This is a genomic window from Pseudomonas sp. MYb193 (genome assembly GCF_002966775.1).
GTDB classification, from domain to species: Bacteria; Pseudomonadota; Gammaproteobacteria; order Pseudomonadales; family Pseudomonadaceae; genus Aquipseudomonas; species Aquipseudomonas paracarnis.
Window position 1 is genome coordinate 4,658,649 of record NZ_CP023269.1, and the last position, 16,033, is coordinate 4,674,681.

12 protein-coding genes are annotated in these 16,033 nt (G+C 45.2%); 3 read left to right on the forward strand and 9 right to left on the reverse strand.

All coding sequences use genetic code 11. From position 1 onward, the window contains the following. Positions 1-2 precede the first annotated feature (2 nt). The 5 genes from CLM72_RS21310 to CLM72_RS21330 all read right to left on the reverse strand — a co-directional run bounded on the left by CLM72_RS21310 (position 3) and on the right by CLM72_RS21330 (position 7,763). On the reverse strand, positions 3-2,336 hold the full coding sequence (locus CLM72_RS21310; RefSeq protein WP_105228008.1) for a non-ribosomal peptide synthetase: 2,334 nt from the start codon (positions 2,334-2,336) through the stop codon (positions 3-5). Between the two features lie 26 nt (positions 2,337-2,362). Further along, positions 2,363-3,586: an MFS transporter gene (locus CLM72_RS21315; protein ID WP_105228010.1), complete on the reverse strand. Its 1,224-nt coding sequence runs from the start codon at positions 3,584-3,586 to the stop codon at positions 2,363-2,365. Between the two features lie 41 nt (positions 3,587-3,627). After that, positions 3,628-5,205, reverse strand: coding sequence for an MBL fold metallo-hydrolase (locus CLM72_RS21320; protein WP_105228012.1), 1,578 nt, complete (start codon positions 5,203-5,205; stop codon positions 3,628-3,630). A gap of 67 nt (positions 5,206-5,272) precedes the next feature. Further along, positions 5,273-5,467, reverse strand: coding sequence for an MbtH family NRPS accessory protein (locus CLM72_RS21325; protein ID WP_105228014.1), 195 nt, complete (start codon positions 5,465-5,467; stop codon positions 5,273-5,275). Positions 5,468-5,477: 10 nt separating this feature from the next. Continuing rightward, the gene (locus tag CLM72_RS21330; protein WP_105228016.1) at positions 5,478-7,763 is read right to left on the reverse strand and encodes a PhpK family radical SAM P-methyltransferase; all 2,286 of its coding nucleotides are present in this window, start codon (positions 7,761-7,763) and stop codon (positions 5,478-5,480) included. A gap of 404 nt (positions 7,764-8,167) precedes the next feature. Between CLM72_RS21330 and CLM72_RS21335 the strand changes: the two genes are divergently transcribed. Next, positions 8,168-9,145, forward strand: a complete 978-nt coding sequence (locus tag CLM72_RS21335; RefSeq protein WP_105229180.1) for an NADPH:quinone reductase — start codon at positions 8,168-8,170, stop codon at positions 9,143-9,145. 627 nt (positions 9,146-9,772) lie between these two features. Next, entirely contained in the window at positions 9,773-10,792 is a 1,020-nt protein-coding gene (locus CLM72_RS21340) for a branched-chain amino acid aminotransferase (RefSeq protein ID WP_105228018.1), read from the forward strand. Between the two features lie 653 nt (positions 10,793-11,445). Here the strand turns inward: CLM72_RS21340 and CLM72_RS29630 are convergent. Continuing rightward, on the reverse strand, positions 11,446-11,769 hold the full coding sequence (locus CLM72_RS29630; RefSeq protein WP_371920477.1) for a recombinase family protein: 324 nt from the start codon (positions 11,767-11,769) through the stop codon (positions 11,446-11,448). 689 nt (positions 11,770-12,458) lie between these two features. Between CLM72_RS29630 and CLM72_RS21350 the strand changes: the two genes are divergently transcribed. Next, positions 12,459-12,761 (forward strand): hypothetical protein, encoded by a 303-nt coding sequence (locus tag CLM72_RS21350; protein ID WP_105228020.1) that lies wholly within the window; start codon positions 12,459-12,461, stop codon positions 12,759-12,761. On the opposite strand, the gene CLM72_RS21355 is transcribed toward CLM72_RS21350, so the two are convergent. The 3 genes from CLM72_RS21355 to CLM72_RS29360 all read right to left on the reverse strand — a co-directional run bounded on the left by CLM72_RS21355 (position 12,762) and on the right by CLM72_RS29360 (position 15,899). Continuing rightward, positions 12,762-13,742, reverse strand: coding sequence for an XcyI family restriction endonuclease (locus CLM72_RS21355; RefSeq protein WP_105228023.1), 981 nt, complete (start codon positions 13,740-13,742; stop codon positions 12,762-12,764). It lies immediately after the preceding gene. After that, on the reverse strand, positions 13,739-14,623 hold the full coding sequence (locus CLM72_RS21360; protein ID WP_105229181.1) for a site-specific DNA-methyltransferase: 885 nt from the start codon (positions 14,621-14,623) through the stop codon (positions 13,739-13,741). The genes CLM72_RS21355 and CLM72_RS21360 overlap by 4 nt, the downstream gene beginning before the upstream one ends. Positions 14,624-14,837: 214 nt before the next feature. Next, positions 14,838-15,899 carry a hypothetical protein gene (locus CLM72_RS29360; RefSeq protein WP_256595218.1) on the reverse strand — a complete coding sequence of 354 codons (1,062 nt, stop codon included), beginning with the start codon at positions 15,897-15,899 and terminating at the stop codon, positions 14,838-14,840. Between the last annotated feature and the right edge of the window lie 134 nt (positions 15,900-16,033).

A 16,033-nucleotide genomic window follows, 5' to 3' on the forward strand; every position in this document is an offset into this window, starting at 1 on the left:
AATCAGAATTTGATATTCGCGTCAATCAATGCTTCGGAAAAATTCGACTTCAGGTAGTTAGCCATACCGATAATAGTCGGCTGTTCAAAAGCCGCACCTACGTATAACGTGCGATCGATTTTTTTCTGGATACGATTAAGCAGCATGATCGCCTTTATTGAGCTGCCTCCTAGTTCAAAAAAATCTACTGACGGCTCAGTAATTTCCACCTTTAATATGCTTTGCCACAGCGTAAATAGATATGTTTCAAGTGACTCAATAGGGTGACCCTCATTGTTCTTATTTGAGCGTAACGCTTCGGCAACTGCTATTTCAGCCAACTTTTGATAATCGTTCTTACCATTGGGCAGCCTCGGAAAATTCTCTATAAGCGTGACCGATGAGGGAATTGCGTGGGTAGGAACTTTCGCTTTAAGCTGGTCTAAAGCCTCGGCAACGGATATATCAGCACGAATAAATAATTTAATGCTGCCCGTATCTTTTTCTACAATAACCGCTGCCGCCTCTTGCACTCCAGTAATGGAGACAGCCTGTTCTTCCAGCTCAGTTAAGGAGACTCGATATCCACTGATTTTCAGTTGACGGTCAAGCCTACCGTGATAATGAAGAGCGCCAGCCGCAGTTCTGGAGAACCTATCACCAGTCCGGTATAACCGTTCACCAGATGCGGAGAAAGGATTCGGCAGAAATCGGCTTGCCGTCTCAGAGACGTCATTGAGATAACCAATCGCTAATGTACCGCCGGCAATATAGAGCTCTCCCTCAATCTCAGGTGGCACTAGATTGAGATTTTCATCTAACACATAAACACTGTTATTGGAATGCGCACAGCCTATTGAAATGTCTGGTTCTGGTTTTTCAGCAATGATCCGGTTCACAGTCGCCCAGACAGTACCTTCAGTAGGGCCATATTCATTGAATATAGTCAATTCATTGCGCTGATGGTACAGCGCGTTTACCAGCGTTTTTTCCAATACTTCTCCAGCGCAGATGATACGCCGCAGCCCCTTTGAACGAGAAGAAGATTGGTCAGCCTCGAGGAGCAACTTTATATAAGAAGGTAGTGTCAATAATGAAGTAACTGCATTTGCCTCGATTGTATCTAAGATAAGATTGACGTCCCTCTCACTGCCGGCTACAGGGATAAAAAGTGCTTCTCCCGAAAATAAGCTGCCATAAATGACACCCACTGAGCTGTCAAAGCTGATGGAGGCAATCAAGATATTCCTGACTTCACCCTGGTCGCAACCATAATATTCGACCCGTGCGCGTGTAGATTGAAGCAACGCCGATATAGTTATCCCGACCGCTTTGCGTTTTCCGGAGCTACCCGAAGTAAAAATCACATAAGCAACCCTATCAATAGTATTCGGCCCGCAGTTACTAACGCTAATAATTGGGCTTTCGAGCAGTTCGCGAAGCTTTAATATAGGGTGGACTTTGGATATCTTCTCCACATGCGGTTGGGCAAAGTCATCGACAACGATGAAGGAGATTCCGGATTCGCTAATGTAGTCTTGTAAAACTTCTAATGGATAACCAGGATCAAGCGGAACATAGCACGCGCCTACGCAAAGTGCGGCGAGCATCAATAAGATAGGGTCGATATCACGTAAGCAGTAGATCGCAATTGCATCTCCTGGGCGGACCCCGCGATGCTTTAGTGTTCCCTTTAGTTGCTGGACACTGTCCCATAGCTGTTGGAAAGTCAGCTCTCGTGTTGCATCGTAAAGCGCGATCTTTTTCGCATAGGTGACACATAAATCGTATAATTCACTTTCGAAATCTATAGTCTTATTACGCACCTCCCTCGCTGACGTTATCGTTTGCGGTATATTAATCACTGGTAGAGAAGACAGCACTGAATCAAGTTCACAAAGCATCCTGCCTAAGAAAAAATCCAATACGCCACTGATCGCCATTAAAAGATTTTTTCTACGTGAAACTGCCACACATTCGACTACGATGTGCTTCGCTCCGTTTTCCAGAGTGAAGCATAGAGAATCGGGTGCATTTGCAGCACAGCCCGCCGTGCTGGTGACAATCAGATCAGTAGAAGCACCTGAGGCACTATCTTCAACCTGCTGTTGAATTCGCTCTTTAAACGCATAGAGCGCGGCCTTAACCGTAAGGTTGTCGAGTTGTTTGACAAAGCGATATCTTCCGCTTTGCGTGCATAACGCTACGCACGGACTCTTGAGCTCAGAAAACCGGGCATACAAATGGGTCAATGCGACAGCACTAACACAAAGCATGAGTTCTTCATGACCTTGGGTGACTAACATCAACCGATCATAGGTTTCGGCACTTAAAATAATGCAATCTTTGAAAGCCATAAGCTTATTCCTTTGGCAGACTCTAATTAGGCGTTACTTCGCTGTAGGTCCGTGTGCCTAGATAAGACGGCTACAATTCCTAACAGAAAAAAACTGGCTAGAAATATCCCGATAAGCGCAGAATATTCGCCCTTTATCCGAATCAATGATGTCCCCATTATTGATCCAATAGGCATGACTCCTGACATCATTAACCGAGATGCAGCCTGAACCCTACCTAGAGCGGTAATTGGGGTCTGTATTTGACGTTCACTCAACGACGAGACCATGTGTATTGAGGCTGCATAGTTCATCGAGGCAAACACGGCACATACCATCACAACCGGATAAACACCCGAGATATTTAATAAAACTAATAGCAGCCCAGCAAAAACTGGCGCACACATACTTGCGATGATTGCGCATTTAAAAGAAAAAAATCTTAACAGGTATCGCGAACTGAGCGAGCCCACCAGAAATGAAGCCCCACCGACCGCTAGGCAGGCACCGACCTCAACTGCCGAAAGATATAAAATTTGCGTCGAGTACACCAACACATAACTAATAATTGTTTCAGCAATAAAATTCCAGCAACATGCTGTTAAGACCAACCACCGTAAGTTTTTGTCATAAAAAATCAGCTCCACGCCCTCTTTAACTTCGCTAATCAACGTCGCGGTCGAAAACGGCTCAGGCTCCTTCCTGACCACCTCTATCCGCAAACCAAAAAAAAGCAAGAACGCTAGAAAGAAAGTACTAGACTGTATCAACAGTCCTGCGCCAGCGCCTATGAGAGATAATGAGCTACCCGCTATCAACGGAGCTACGAGTTTCGCCACCGACTGACTGGATATAAGAGTAGAGTTCAAGTTGAGAAACTCTTTTTTCTCAACCATCAACGGCACAATAGTCGCACTTGCAGTATCTGTTACCAACTTTATCGTACCAACTATGAATGTCAGTAACATTAATGCGTACACGTCCGCGGCATCGTTCAAAATCAGCAATGAAAACAATGCGGCTCCAATGCCCCCTAATATATTGAAGAGACGAAGTGCGCGCGGCAACGAAACCCTATCCAAAAAAGCGCCTACGAATAATCCAATAAGAAAGATAGGTAGATAGCGAGTAGCCAATACCCAGCCCGTCTGTGAGGCTGTCAGGCCCAAATAACTGCTTGCCAGTACAGGTACAGCTACTTGCATAAACTCGACACCCAACGCTGTTGACGCTAGGCTGCCGGCAAGGCGGATAGGGCTCGTTTTAAACAAATGATTTCCCCTTAAAATATAATGCGTACGAGTTCTCGGCGTTACAATTGATCCATCCAGTACAATACTTTTGATTCAATTCCCTGCGCTGTACACTTCTCAACAAATTGGCGCGCCTCACGGTTCTGCGCAGCATTTGGATCGGTATTCGATCCGGTGATATGCGAAATCCAAGGTTCAGCACCCATCGCATAAACGTATGCGGCCTTCGGACTGATCCGTTTGACAAATTCAAAGGCTTTATCGGCGTTAGAGCCATTTATACGACGATCCTTTCCACGAGCGTGATCCAGCGGCGTGTTATAAAGCGCTCCATACAGCCAACGATAGGGCGCTCCGACCGAATCCATGCCAATAAATACCGCATCTATGCTGCCAATCTCTCGGAGCGTTGCGTCGTACATCTCGGGATCTAAAACATCAGAATCAGCTAAAAACAAACCGCAAAACTGATTGATATTTACGCAGTAACCAATTTTAGTCTGAATATGCAAATCGCCGTGCTCACCAAAAAAAGGGATGCCGGTGATTCTAGCGGGGCCGTATTCAAAGTGTTCCAGCTCGCCAAGCTCGCTTACATTATCAAATCCTAGTATCTCTAACATTAGCTTTAATGAAGGGTCCTGCAGGAACCCACCACTACTTCTGGGTACAATAATCTTCTTTATCTTGTGCCGTAACTGAAGCAATGTTTCAAAAATTACATGATCTTGATGCGCGTGAGTAATGAGGACTACATCAATAACTTCCGGCAGATCCGAATAATCATATCGACGTTTTGCGCCTTCGACATAAGGACTGACGCAAGGATCAGTCATAATAGACATACCTTGAGCTTGAATCAAAAGAGTAGCATGCCCAAAGTACTTAATACTGAACTCGCGGGGATTAGAATGACGGATATTTGACGGAAGCTGCTCGGTAAAGCATGTAAAAATATGTTTTTTTTCCGTATCCGATAGCCTATCCCACGGTAGCGCTGCTATAAGTTGCTCCTGATCTAGGCCTTTATATCGGGATACAGACAACGCATCTATTAAGCGATCTGAGTGCGGCACTCTCAAATTTAGTATTCCAGGATCAAGTTTAGGCGTATTCAATGAGAAGCGCTGGACATCACTCTCGATACTTCCCAGCCTTATACTTTGCAGGTCTGGATTATAGAACTCACTTTTATATAACAGCCTTTCTATGAACCGGATGGACGGACTATGATTGAGATCATAGACTAGCTCGACCATCCCGCGAAGCGCACTAGGCAATTGTTTATAGAGATTGATTAGGGTATAGCCATTTTGAGCCTTCATCAGCTGTTCGAGTTGCTCTATCATCGAAGCGAGATTAAGCAATGGCGCTAGGTTGTTTTTCGAATCTTCGAAAAACAGCTCTAACCTTTTGTATCCGCAATGACCGTTTATAAAAGGACCGGCACGCATTGCAGGATTCTCAATAGCTGCTGCGTGCAATTCAGGTTCTTCGAGAAATGAAGCAACCATAGGCAAATAATGATTTTTTAAATAAAGCGCTGCACTATGAGGCGGAATAAAAACCGGCCAGGAAAACCAATTGTTGAATAGCGGCTCTACGGTCGTAGTTTGCTTCAGGTATAGCTTAGTCATTTTTCGTCCTTGAATATTTTAACTAGGTATAAAGTAGAGAGCTCATATTTGCTGCTTACTACAATTACTAATTAGCAGTTCGAATCGAACGAGGCAGAATATCAACCCAAACGCTTTCTATATAGCTGAGCGCACTCTCTTTAGGTCCGCAAAATCCAGCTTTTCGCCAACCTATCGGGATCTCTTTTTCGGCAAACCAGATAGAATATTGTTCTTCATCATTTACGACAACTTCATACTGACGCTCTTTCTGCATTGTCATTTAGTCTTCCTCACTCAAAGCTAAAACTAGGGGCGACAACCGCCGCTGATGGTGACTCAGTTTGCGACATTGAATTTTCTTCCCAAGCCGGATGTATCAGCCACTGTGGATCATCCAAATATAGCTTCGGCATATACACGACTACTTGCTTAGTACTCTGATTGACGACAATAAATGCCAACGACCTATGGTAAGTCGAAATATGGCTGAGATAGCACGCTTTTGCGTCTTCGAGGCTTTGTTTTGGTCCTTGAATGAACACCACACACCCAAGAGGCATTTCAGTTATTCCAGTACCACATAGATCCACGCCAGCATGATGATCCCTTAGCAGATATAGCCCCGGCAGTGATGAAAGCGCATCAAAACTCGGATCGTTGAACGGTGTATCACAATGTTCGAGCGGCGAAGTCATCACAAACGGGATTGGTACCTCAGTATTCATCAAGTTTGAATAATCTACGAGAAGATTCAGTCCGCCAGCTGTACCTGCTGTGGTAATAAGGTGCTCAAGTAATAGCGGTAGTGAAGGGGCTGAATTAATTGAAAAGGTCCTGCTAAAGCTCGGTACCTGTCGCTTAGTATCCGCGTGCCAAGACGCTTTACTTAAAGAAAGCTGTTTGAGGTACTCAGCCCATTGCAAGAGTCTGCAGTCCAGAGAGCGCGCTCCGAACCTTAATGATGTAGTAGGTAGATGTTCACCCAATAAGACGCTGACCATATTTTGGTAGAAAACTCGACCGACGTCCGGCGAATTCTTACTCAACAACTTCTGCTTCAAGCCGTCGTTAAAGTATTCAAGATATGAGCGTATTTTGCTTAGCGTCATCCCTTTGCGCTGGAGATAGTAAAGGCTCCAGGGTTCAAATCCGTTCTGTGGCAACCAAGTACTACCAGTGACGCATAAAAACATCTTCTCTACGTAGTAAGCAGCCTCCATCGAATCCATGGTTTTGTGCCGCCACTGGAAAGCCTGACCTGATAAGTCGTAGTCTTGGCCTTTTTTGTAGATTGGCGTAATGGGATCCGCATACCACACCTGGGCTCGAAAAAAGTCCGGCTTCGCTTCGTTCAAAAAATCGATGCTTTCTTGAACAGTTCTCCTGTCTTCACCTGGGAAGCCTATGATTACAGAAGCGTAGGTAATGATGCCTAACTCCCTACACTTTTTAATGACTCTCCTATAATGTTCAGGACGGCTGTTTTTTGCCATATTGACCAATATATCGGTGCTTCCGGATTCCACGCCGAGGAATACCCCGTCACATCCGCTTGCCGCCATCAACTCAAGAGCTTCATCATCCACATGATCGCTACGCAGGTAGCTGTTCCACCGAAACTGATAGTCATTTTTTATCATCATCCGCAGCATGTCTTTGAAACGTCCTTTAGGCACATTGAACGTATCATCGATAAACGTGATTGTCGTAACGCCACCAATATCACGAATTGCGTCCAGCTCTTTTTCAACATAATCAACTGGTAGATACTTATACTTTCCTGCTCGTTCTGGAAACCCGCAAAAAGCACAAGCGAAAGGACAGGACTTTGCAGTTCTGACCGTCACAAATTCACCTATATCTTTTTTATCAAAAAGACTGTAGTCCACCATATTGTCTTCAAGATTATTTCCTTCAGGAACGATTCGATTAATTTTGAACCCGTTCTCCGTGTTGTAGCCGATACTATCTATATGACGATAGTCTTCGCCAAGTTTAAGCGCGGATATAACCTTAACTAATGTTTCCTCACCCTCCGCTCCAAAGATGTAAATATCAGCGCCTAGCATTTCAAGATGCTCTGCGAGTGCAGCTTCGTCAAGGATTTTTGGCAGGTCAGCCAAGTACGGTCCGCCAACTATAACAGTCGTGTTTTTACTCTGTTGCCTGACGAATTCAACAATCTCCATAATAGGCTGAGGCGTTACATAAACCGTGGTGGTAATTGCAACCGTTCTCACATCTTGCTGAATCAAGCAAGCTTTGAGCTTTTCGTGGTCTTGATGAAACAGGCGAATGTAATCAAAGCTTATTCCACGCCTGTTTAGATATGTACCCAAATACGTAATAACAGGCCAGAGAAAGTCGGAGTTATTCAATTCTGAATTTTGGTGTCTCAGAAAGCCAGCATGTTTATTGAGGACATCAAGAGCTCGAAGCCTAGTGCCTTCGTAGGTCAAAAAAGACAGATTGCTGTCGCGATAGGAAACGCCTGTCTTGCCACCCACTTCAAGCGCATCGATATAAGCGTCAAAATTATAATCGTTGAAACCTACAATCATGCAATCCGTTGCCATTTGGGTTCTCCGCCAACGCTGTTATCCGTTTCTTAAAGCACTTGGTGAAAAAAATAGCATAGCTGACGGCATAGAAACACCCTTTTACAATTTTTTTTACGCACCAAAATTGTGCAAAATATTAGTAAAAAATGGCCTTCAGCGAGATTAAACTGCACTGATTTTTTACAACCAATCCATGTAAATAATTGTTTTTTAGTTATTTTTTTAAAATCTAGGGCTTTGTGAATTAGCTACTCCTCGAATTGCACCAAATAGGTGCGCACCAAAAGTAGAATTATGAAATTTTTAAATACAACTTTTCGATTGCAAAAAAAATGTTCCACGGAGTCAGAAAACACGCTATATAAGGCCCCATAGACATGGACGGGTACGCTTTTTACATGGAAGACCAAAGATCTCATTTGACGCGAAGAATTGAATTCAAACAGCATGGCCTCCCTGAGGTTCTAGATTTCGTAGAGTTCTCTTGCATCGCGCCAAATCCTCACCAGGTACAAGTGAGGAACAAGGCTGTCGGTTTAAACTTTATCGACACCTATTTTCGCAACGGTCTGTATGAGGTCCCCGCGTTCCCATCAGGATTGGGCTTTGAAGGTGCGGGCTTAGTGCAGGCCGTAGGCAGCGCGGTCACTCGGTTCAAACCAGGAGATCGAGTCGCTTATGCTACAGGGCCGCTTGGCGCTTACAGCGATGTGCACACGCTGCCCGAAGATAATCTGGTGCACTTGCCGAAGAGCATCAGCTTCGAAGAGGCCGCAGCCTTAATGCTAAAGGGCCTCACGGTGCAATATCTGTTTCGCCAGACTTATAGACTCAAAGCTGGGGAAATTATTTTATTTCACGCGGCTGCTGGTGGTGTCGGCACAATTGCGTGCCAGTGGGCAAAAGCCTTGGGTGCCAAACTCATTGGCACAGTCAGTTCTCAAGAGAAGGCAGCAATCGCTCGATCTGCAGGGGCCTGGGAAGCTATAGTCTACCGCGAGGAAGACGTTGCCGAGCGAGTGATGGCGTTGACAGGTGGCCAAAAGTGCCCAGCCGTATATGACGGAGTAGGAAAAGATACGTGGGAAACTTCTTTGAATTGCCTAGCACCTCGCGGGCTGATGGTTAGTTTCGGGAATGCATCGGGAGCCGTCAAAGGCGTCGACTTGAGTTCACTAGCTCAAAAAGGCTCGCTCTACGTAACGCGCCCCGGTCTGCCCTCCTACGCAAATAGCGCAGATAGCCTGCAAATAATGGCCAACGAGCTGTTTGCAATGATCGACCAAGGCCACATCACGGCAGATATTCGTCAACGGTATTCCTTAGCAGATGCCCGCTTCGCGCATGAGGCGCTCAGCGCACAGAAGACCACCGGTTCAACGGTACTGCTTCCGTGATTGCCACATGAAGACGTACGACTATTGGGCTAATTTGAGCATAAGCTTAATATTCCCGCTTGCCCCAACATTGCTGCGGGTAGAAAAAAGTCTCTCTGCTTTCCTTTCCCTACCTCCTTTGCCCCAAGAAAATAACGCAGGCCTCACCGAGGCGGTCATTGATCTACTACCCGCCGCACTATACCGCCCCTTCTATTTCGATCCCCATTGGATTGAGCCTTCGTGCCAAGGTTCTGATCAATTTGAACACGCCAGTTCCCTGATACTGAATGATGAAGTCCGCTTTCAAGAGGATGGTGTGGGAGCCTCAACCAAAGCTACGCGAAGCAAGCCCGGCAAAATAGTACAGGTATGCTTTCGTTGGCCCCTGCATGAGCATCTGGGAATTGAATATTTCGTGAACTTGAAGAGTTTGGTCGGGATGCCTACACCGGAGCTCGTGTTATTCAGTAAAGCGTTCAACGCCAGAAGACAATTACGGCTATCTGTCCGGCGATGGGCCTGTCTTAACCATGGAGGGTAAGGGTCGCTAGACCCCGGCGGGCTTTCTCGTTGGCGGCGGAAAAGCACAAGAGGGTCGGCTGTTAAGCGCAGGCAAAGCTATCAATAGTAATCAGGAGTAACGGCATGGAACATTTGCAACTAGATTGGAATAATCTAGGTTTCAATTACATGAAAACCGATGTTCGTTATATTTCGCACTGGCGTAATGGTAAATGGCATGAAAGTTATCTGACCGAGGACAATCATTTACATATCAGCGAAGGCTCGACTGCGCTGCATTACGGGCAGCAGTGTTTCGAGGGCATGAAAGCATATCGTTGTAAAGATGGTTCCATCAATCTGTTTCGCCCCGATCAAAATGCTGCGCGTATGCAACACAGTTGCGCGCGGCTTCTTATGCCAATGGTATCTACTGCCCAGTTCATCGATGCGTGCAAACAAGTTGTTAAGGCCAATGAAAGGTTTCTGCCACCCTACGGTACGGGCAGCTCTCTGTATCTACGACCTTTCGTGATCGGCGTAGGAGACAACATCGGTCTGTGTAGTGCGCCGGAGTTTATATTTTGCGTATTTTGTATCCCGGTTGGCGGTTTGTTCAAGGGTAGGCTGAAACCTAGTAACTTCTTCATCTCAGATTACGATCGTGCAGCTCCCAATGGCACAGGTGCCGCAAAGGTGGGAGGAAACTATGCAGCGAGCCTATTACCAGGTAGTGAAGCACGGGCATTCGGTTTCGCCGATTGTATCTACCTCGATCCGATGACTCATGGAAAAATCGAAGAAGTCGGTTCGGCCAACTTTTTCGCCATTAGCAACTATAATACCTTTGTTACACCTCGTTCTCCTTCAATACTACCCGGGATCACCCGCGCCTCGTTGATCGAGCTTGCCCAGAGCCGCCTAGGGCTCAACGCCGTGGAAGAAGATGTCTATATCGAAAATCTGGGAAATTACAAGGAAGCGGGCGCCTGTGGTACAGCTGCGGTCATTACGCCTATTGGCGGTATCTACTACAAGGATCGATTGCATGTATTCCACAGCGAGAATGAGGCCGGCCCTTTGACGCAGCTTCTATTCAACGAGCTAACGGGTATCCAAAACGGTGACATCGAAGCACCGGCGGGTTGGATCGAGAAGGTCTGAAGCCTTTAACGGCTAACATTCTTGTGATTCATATGAATCCTAACAGCCCTAAAACCTCAGCTGTCGGAAGGTAAGGGACTTGAGTCCAGGAAGCGCATGAGAGCGCGCTAAATACGTCGAAAACTCAGAGCCTCGAGGAAAGCCAGTGGAATCGGCAGACGAAAGCGCGAACAGCCCTAAGCATTGGTTGCCGTTATAGTCGATAAGCTTTCGTATCGTAGCTCGCAACGGAAATCTACTCGGGATGCTGCAATTGCAAGGGTCTATAAGCGTGGTAGATCTAGAATCTTTGCGCTGGTTGGGAGCTCATAAAGTCGAGCTGGTGAATGCCAGAAGGAGGTGGGTTTTTCCTGAGGACCAAAAGGATCTGCAATCCGAAGGTTGCGCTTCGGATTGCCATCAAAGTGCTCGCCCTCGCAACGCTCCTCAATCACAAGCACGGGCGTGGATCTAGTTTGCTTAACTCTATAAACAGTTGCTTCTCCAACGTTAGCGGCCTGGGCGATTTCGCGAATGGTCATTCTAGAAGCCGGTTGACCTTTCAGTAGCTTCTCAACAATCGCCCATTTCTCTACGTTTTTGCTTTTCCCCTGCGCTTTCCAACTAAGGTCTGCGGCTCTCTTGTTGGCAATCCCCTCTTTAATGCGTTCGACTCATTTCTCTTGATCGAGACGAGCCATCGTCGCCATTAGGTCGATGAGCATGTTATTGATTACATGCATTACAGAGCCAGCAATGTCGCTGCGGCCGTTCAGACCTGCGTCCAGATGTTCCCAGCTCGTAGGCAAGCCGGCTACTACCAGCCTCATACCTTTTGAATTGATCGTTCCCTTTAGGGTTTGCCAATCCAATTGGCCAAGCCGGGAAAGACGATCCACCGATTCAACACATAAAACTTGCCCAGGCTCCGCGCAGGTCAACAGCCTGTGGAGCTCAGATCGATGCAATTTGGTACCGAAGAAATTGCCGGCATAGATCCCTGCAACTCCATAATTTCAGCTTGCTGCAAAGGCCAGCAATGCAGCGCGGGCACGATTCGCATCTTGATCTTGTGTAGACGCTCTCAGATAGAGATGTGCAAGAATCATGTAGAAAGGCTCTCATTAAGACATACAAAACGATAATCAAATGATAATCTATCATTTGGACCTATGCCAGTATCTATTTGATAGCCATCCTTGGTGCTCAAGCAACTCTCTTAAAGGTAGACCTAATTGATAGTGGCTTGTTACGGAAAACCAGCTCAGATCCATGTCTGAACGATGAAACCAGCGCGATTAAAAATTTGAGGGGTCTGCGCTGATTGCACGGAGATCACGAAATGCAACGCCATAGTGTTACAACGCAGACAAGCGGATCACTGTCAGCTCCAAATTCCCAAGTAACACTCCATAAGCCCTTAGCTCTTCATCTCGAACTACCTCAGATAACACCAATGAGTTCGAACGCAATTTCACTCTGCGCACCACAATATGTACTCATTAAGAATCGCGGCAGGACTCAAGCGCGATATAAACTTAAGGTTAACTCGTAAGGTATCGACGCGCACAGCGCAGAAGCTTCGACAAGAGCACTAGGCTTAGTGCGTGAAATCCTTTAAAATCCGACTAACTCCGCTTTCTGCGATTTAGATACAATATGAAAAATTTCCATAGAGCGCTTAGCCATGCATCTTATTAAAACTTATGAATCACAAGATGAAGCCAATGAAGATGCTACCTTATTGAAAGGGCCAACACGAGTCGCAAGTGAAAGAGATGACAACACCATAATCTATAATTTATTTGCCAAACCCACTTGGGCAAACCTGCACAAATTAAAAATGTATGATTTACCAGATCTTAAAGCTTTGTTATCAATACGTACTTCTTGGAAAACTGGCGAATTGGAACGCCACAAGCAAATCTTACAAGGCCTGGAAAGAGCAGCAAAAAACTTTAACATTCAAATTCCAGGCCATTGGAAATAATTATGAGGCGGATGGAATCCCGACCATGGCAATAATATTTTGTTTGAACTCCTCGTAAGACGCACCTTTTTTGTGCATAAGGTCTTTCAGCGAGTAGAACGTATTGGTGGTCGGAGATTCAGTTTTTGCTTTGGCTATATCCAATTTAGCGACATTAACTACTGTCCAGCACTCACGATAACCCTCGTTCTTTGCTTTCTGATGGCTTTTCTCAGCCTCGCCAATACGGTTATGAATGTTGGATATATCTGTTCCACTCTTGACTTCAATAGCAAGAATCTTTCTGATCGCGCCATCTGCCATTGTCTCACGAATTACAATATCTGGATCAGATGCAAATTTTACCCAAACATCTCTGCCACCCGCATTTTTTATTTCAATTGCCTCACGTGTGGAGCTGACGATTGCATGACTCAAGATTTCTTGAATAACCGCGAATACGTCTACGATACCTTTTTGGCCAAGCTTATTATTGACTCCTCCCCGCATTTGGGGACCGACCGTCAACAATGTCAAATCATCTAAAAGATCAATATTAAGATGTGAAGAACTCAATCCATTCACAAGATGAGATGCTGCACCACATAATGCCTGGCAAAGCTCTTCAATGCTTATTTTAGCTTTACTATTGAGTTTCCCAGTCGTCTCCATTGACTTAAGAGACATAACACCAAAGCCCGGGCCATAAAACTCTTTTTGGCTATACCCAAGCAATAGCCGATAATAACCAAGCAATCGTGGGTTTGCGCGCAGCACGGCAGGCACCGCAAAGACTAACTCTCCCCTAAGTCCTTTCGAGGCAAGTTTCTTGAGATTTTCGCTAGAGACGAATTTCGAAAGCTCTATATCTATATTCGAAACTTCAAGCTCGCCTACGGTTTCCAGAAGAGCATTTTGTAACCACAGCTCTCGAAACTCTTGAAGCTTGCTAGCGAAAGATACTTGCAATTCGGGCAATGGAAAAGAGAGGTCCGTCTTCATGCAGCATTGATCCTAACAATTTTATTGAAAGTGCCGCCCAAGCGATCCAGCGCAAGATCCACGTATGACGGATTTAATTCTATGCCAGCAAAATTTCGATTTTCTTCATTACATACTAAACCGACAGTACCGGAACCAAAAAATGGGTCTAAAACAAAATCACCCGGCTCAGAAGAAGCTTTAATACATGGACGAATTAAATCCAGAGGAAAAGTTGCAAAATGAGCTCCAGCGTATGGCTTTGTATTGACATTCCAAACTGACCGCAAATTCCGCAACCCCCCACCATCAGCAACTTGCTTGACAGCATCTGAGTTATAATAGTATTTCTCAGATTTACTGAACATAAAAAGAAATTCATGCGATCGAGTCGGACGATCTTTTACGCTCTCGGGCATTGCGTTTGGCTTGTTCCAGATGATGTCTGTCCTGAGGTACCACCCGTCATCTTGAAGAGCGAAAGCAAGACGCCAGGGAATACCCATCAAATCTTTCGGCTTGAGCCCTTCTGGAGTGTCCGGACGAACAGTCATAGCTCTAGCTGGATTCTTTTTATCCGCGGCCCTGTAACCACGATTGCCACTCGTATAACCGTCACCTATATTAACCCAGAGCGTACCGTCATCAGTAAGCACTCGTTTAACTTCGGAAAAAACCATCACTAACTTTTGAATGAATTGAGGCATAGCCATTTCTAGGCCTATCTGCTCTTCAATTCCATAGTCACGAAGCCCCCAATAAGGAGGCGACGTCACAACACAGCGCACACTTCCGCTCGGCAACCGACGCAGAACAGTAAGCGCGTCGCCCTCAAAGATTGTAGATGCATCGAGGTTAAAAACAGATTCACGTGTAACTTTTTCAACTATTGGCTGCGTCATATCCACCCCTAATACGTCTGCGGGGGAGATTTTACTATATCCAGACAGTTTTTGACAGTTTTTCATTAAGCGCTGAACTATAGTGAATTCCAGAAATCGGCAATTTACGCGAATAAAAAAATCAAAAGACAACCCGCTCGCCAATTAAAACCATCCACCCTATACTTCCGAAAAATATAATTGAACAACAAACGGATTCAAAATTCACACCACCTTAAATATTCCTACCAACGAAATATGCTCTCTCTGGAAAATCCAAGTATGACATCACTACTCTCTTTAGCTTCTTCATATTAGGCATCCCGCCCTGGAGTGCTTCGAAAGCAGCATCATACAAAACATCCTTAAACGCCCGCCAGTCATGAGGATCCTTAAGCATAGCCTGACCATATTTTGCAACCATCAAATACTCATACTTAACATAGAAATATTTATTATAAGTCCTACTTTCTTCCACTCGCGAAAGAGCCATATACCCTACATACATAATCAGCCTAAGCTTTTCAAGACTCTTAGAACGCTTCATATCAACAGAAATAAACCTCGAGACACTATCCATGTAAGCAAGATACTTAGACTCCCTGCATTCAGGGACGAACGAACAAGATTGGTTAGACAGAGCAGACCACCGTTCCAACAAACTTGCATAACCACTTTGAAGGAGGTCATCAAAAACAAGACTATTATCAAGCGATAGGATCTTCAAAGCGACCTGAACCTTCTTTGATTTCCTAACAGGACTGCACTGAATATACTCAGAAATAATATCTCCCAAATATTCTTCTATCTTTATCAAAATATCATTATTGCTCATCACTTCATCAACACACCACTCACCCAGCAACTCTTCACTCTTTATCAGCAAACCACCAGCAATATATGCATTGCGAAACTTAAAATTTTGGTGAGCGCCCCCATAAAAAAGATTCAGATAATGAAACAGACCAATAAAGCCCTCCCCCTTAACAGGTGCAATATGACAAAGATGCACCTTGCCAGCAGGACGATCCTTCACAAGATTCATGGTTTTAATAAAGGAGTCTAAAGTGTGACCTTGTAGAATTTGAACTGTCCCAGCGTTCCTACATTGCCGAACCAGATAAAGCATCTCATCATTTTGTCGCAAGTTTGATCTTTTCTGATCCAGCCTTGTCTGACGAGACTTTTTCTTCCGATTATCAATCTTCCTACACTTTACACTGCAATACTTCTGAACTGCCCACTGTTTAGACTTTTTTTCAATTACGCCTTCACATGCTGCACATGTTTTTTTCATGACTACCTCTTCTAAGCCGTAGTCATTATTTACAGTTTTAAATTCTAAGCCGTCCCCATATCCTGACTAGTCAAGTCGAATCATTGACAAGCCATATCGCGCAGAGGACACTCACCTGACCATCATTTAAAAGG

Excerpts from the sequence above, each read along its gene's own strand:
- CLM72_RS21355 (WP_105228023.1), bottom strand. The coding sequence starts at position 13,742 with ATGAAGACGGACCTCTCTTTTCCATTGCCCGAATTGCAAGTATCTTTC.
- CLM72_RS21320 (WP_105228012.1), bottom strand. The coding sequence starts at position 5,205 with ATGACTAAGCTATACCTGAAGCAAACTACGACCGTAGAGCCGCTATTC.
- CLM72_RS21310 (WP_105228008.1), bottom strand. The coding sequence starts at position 2,336 with ATGGCTTTCAAAGATTGCATTATTTTAAGTGCCGAAACCTATGATCGG.
- CLM72_RS21350 (WP_105228020.1), top strand. The coding sequence starts at position 12,459 with ATGCATCTTATTAAAACTTATGAATCACAAGATGAAGCCAATGAAGAT.
- CLM72_RS21360 (WP_105229181.1), bottom strand. The coding sequence starts at position 14,623 with ATGACGCAGCCAATAGTTGAAAAAGTTACACGTGAATCTGTTTTTAAC.
- CLM72_RS21330 (WP_105228016.1), bottom strand. The coding sequence starts at position 7,763 with ATGGCAACGGATTGCATGATTGTAGGTTTCAACGATTATAATTTTGAC.
- CLM72_RS21325 (WP_105228014.1), bottom strand. The coding sequence starts at position 5,467 with ATGACAATGCAGAAAGAGCGTCAGTATGAAGTTGTCGTAAATGATGAA.
- CLM72_RS21340 (WP_105228018.1), top strand. The coding sequence starts at position 9,773 with ATGGAACATTTGCAACTAGATTGGAATAATCTAGGTTTCAATTACATG.
- CLM72_RS29360 (WP_256595218.1), bottom strand. The coding sequence starts at position 15,899 with ATGAAAAAAACATGTGCAGCATGTGAAGGCGTAATTGAAAAAAAGTCT.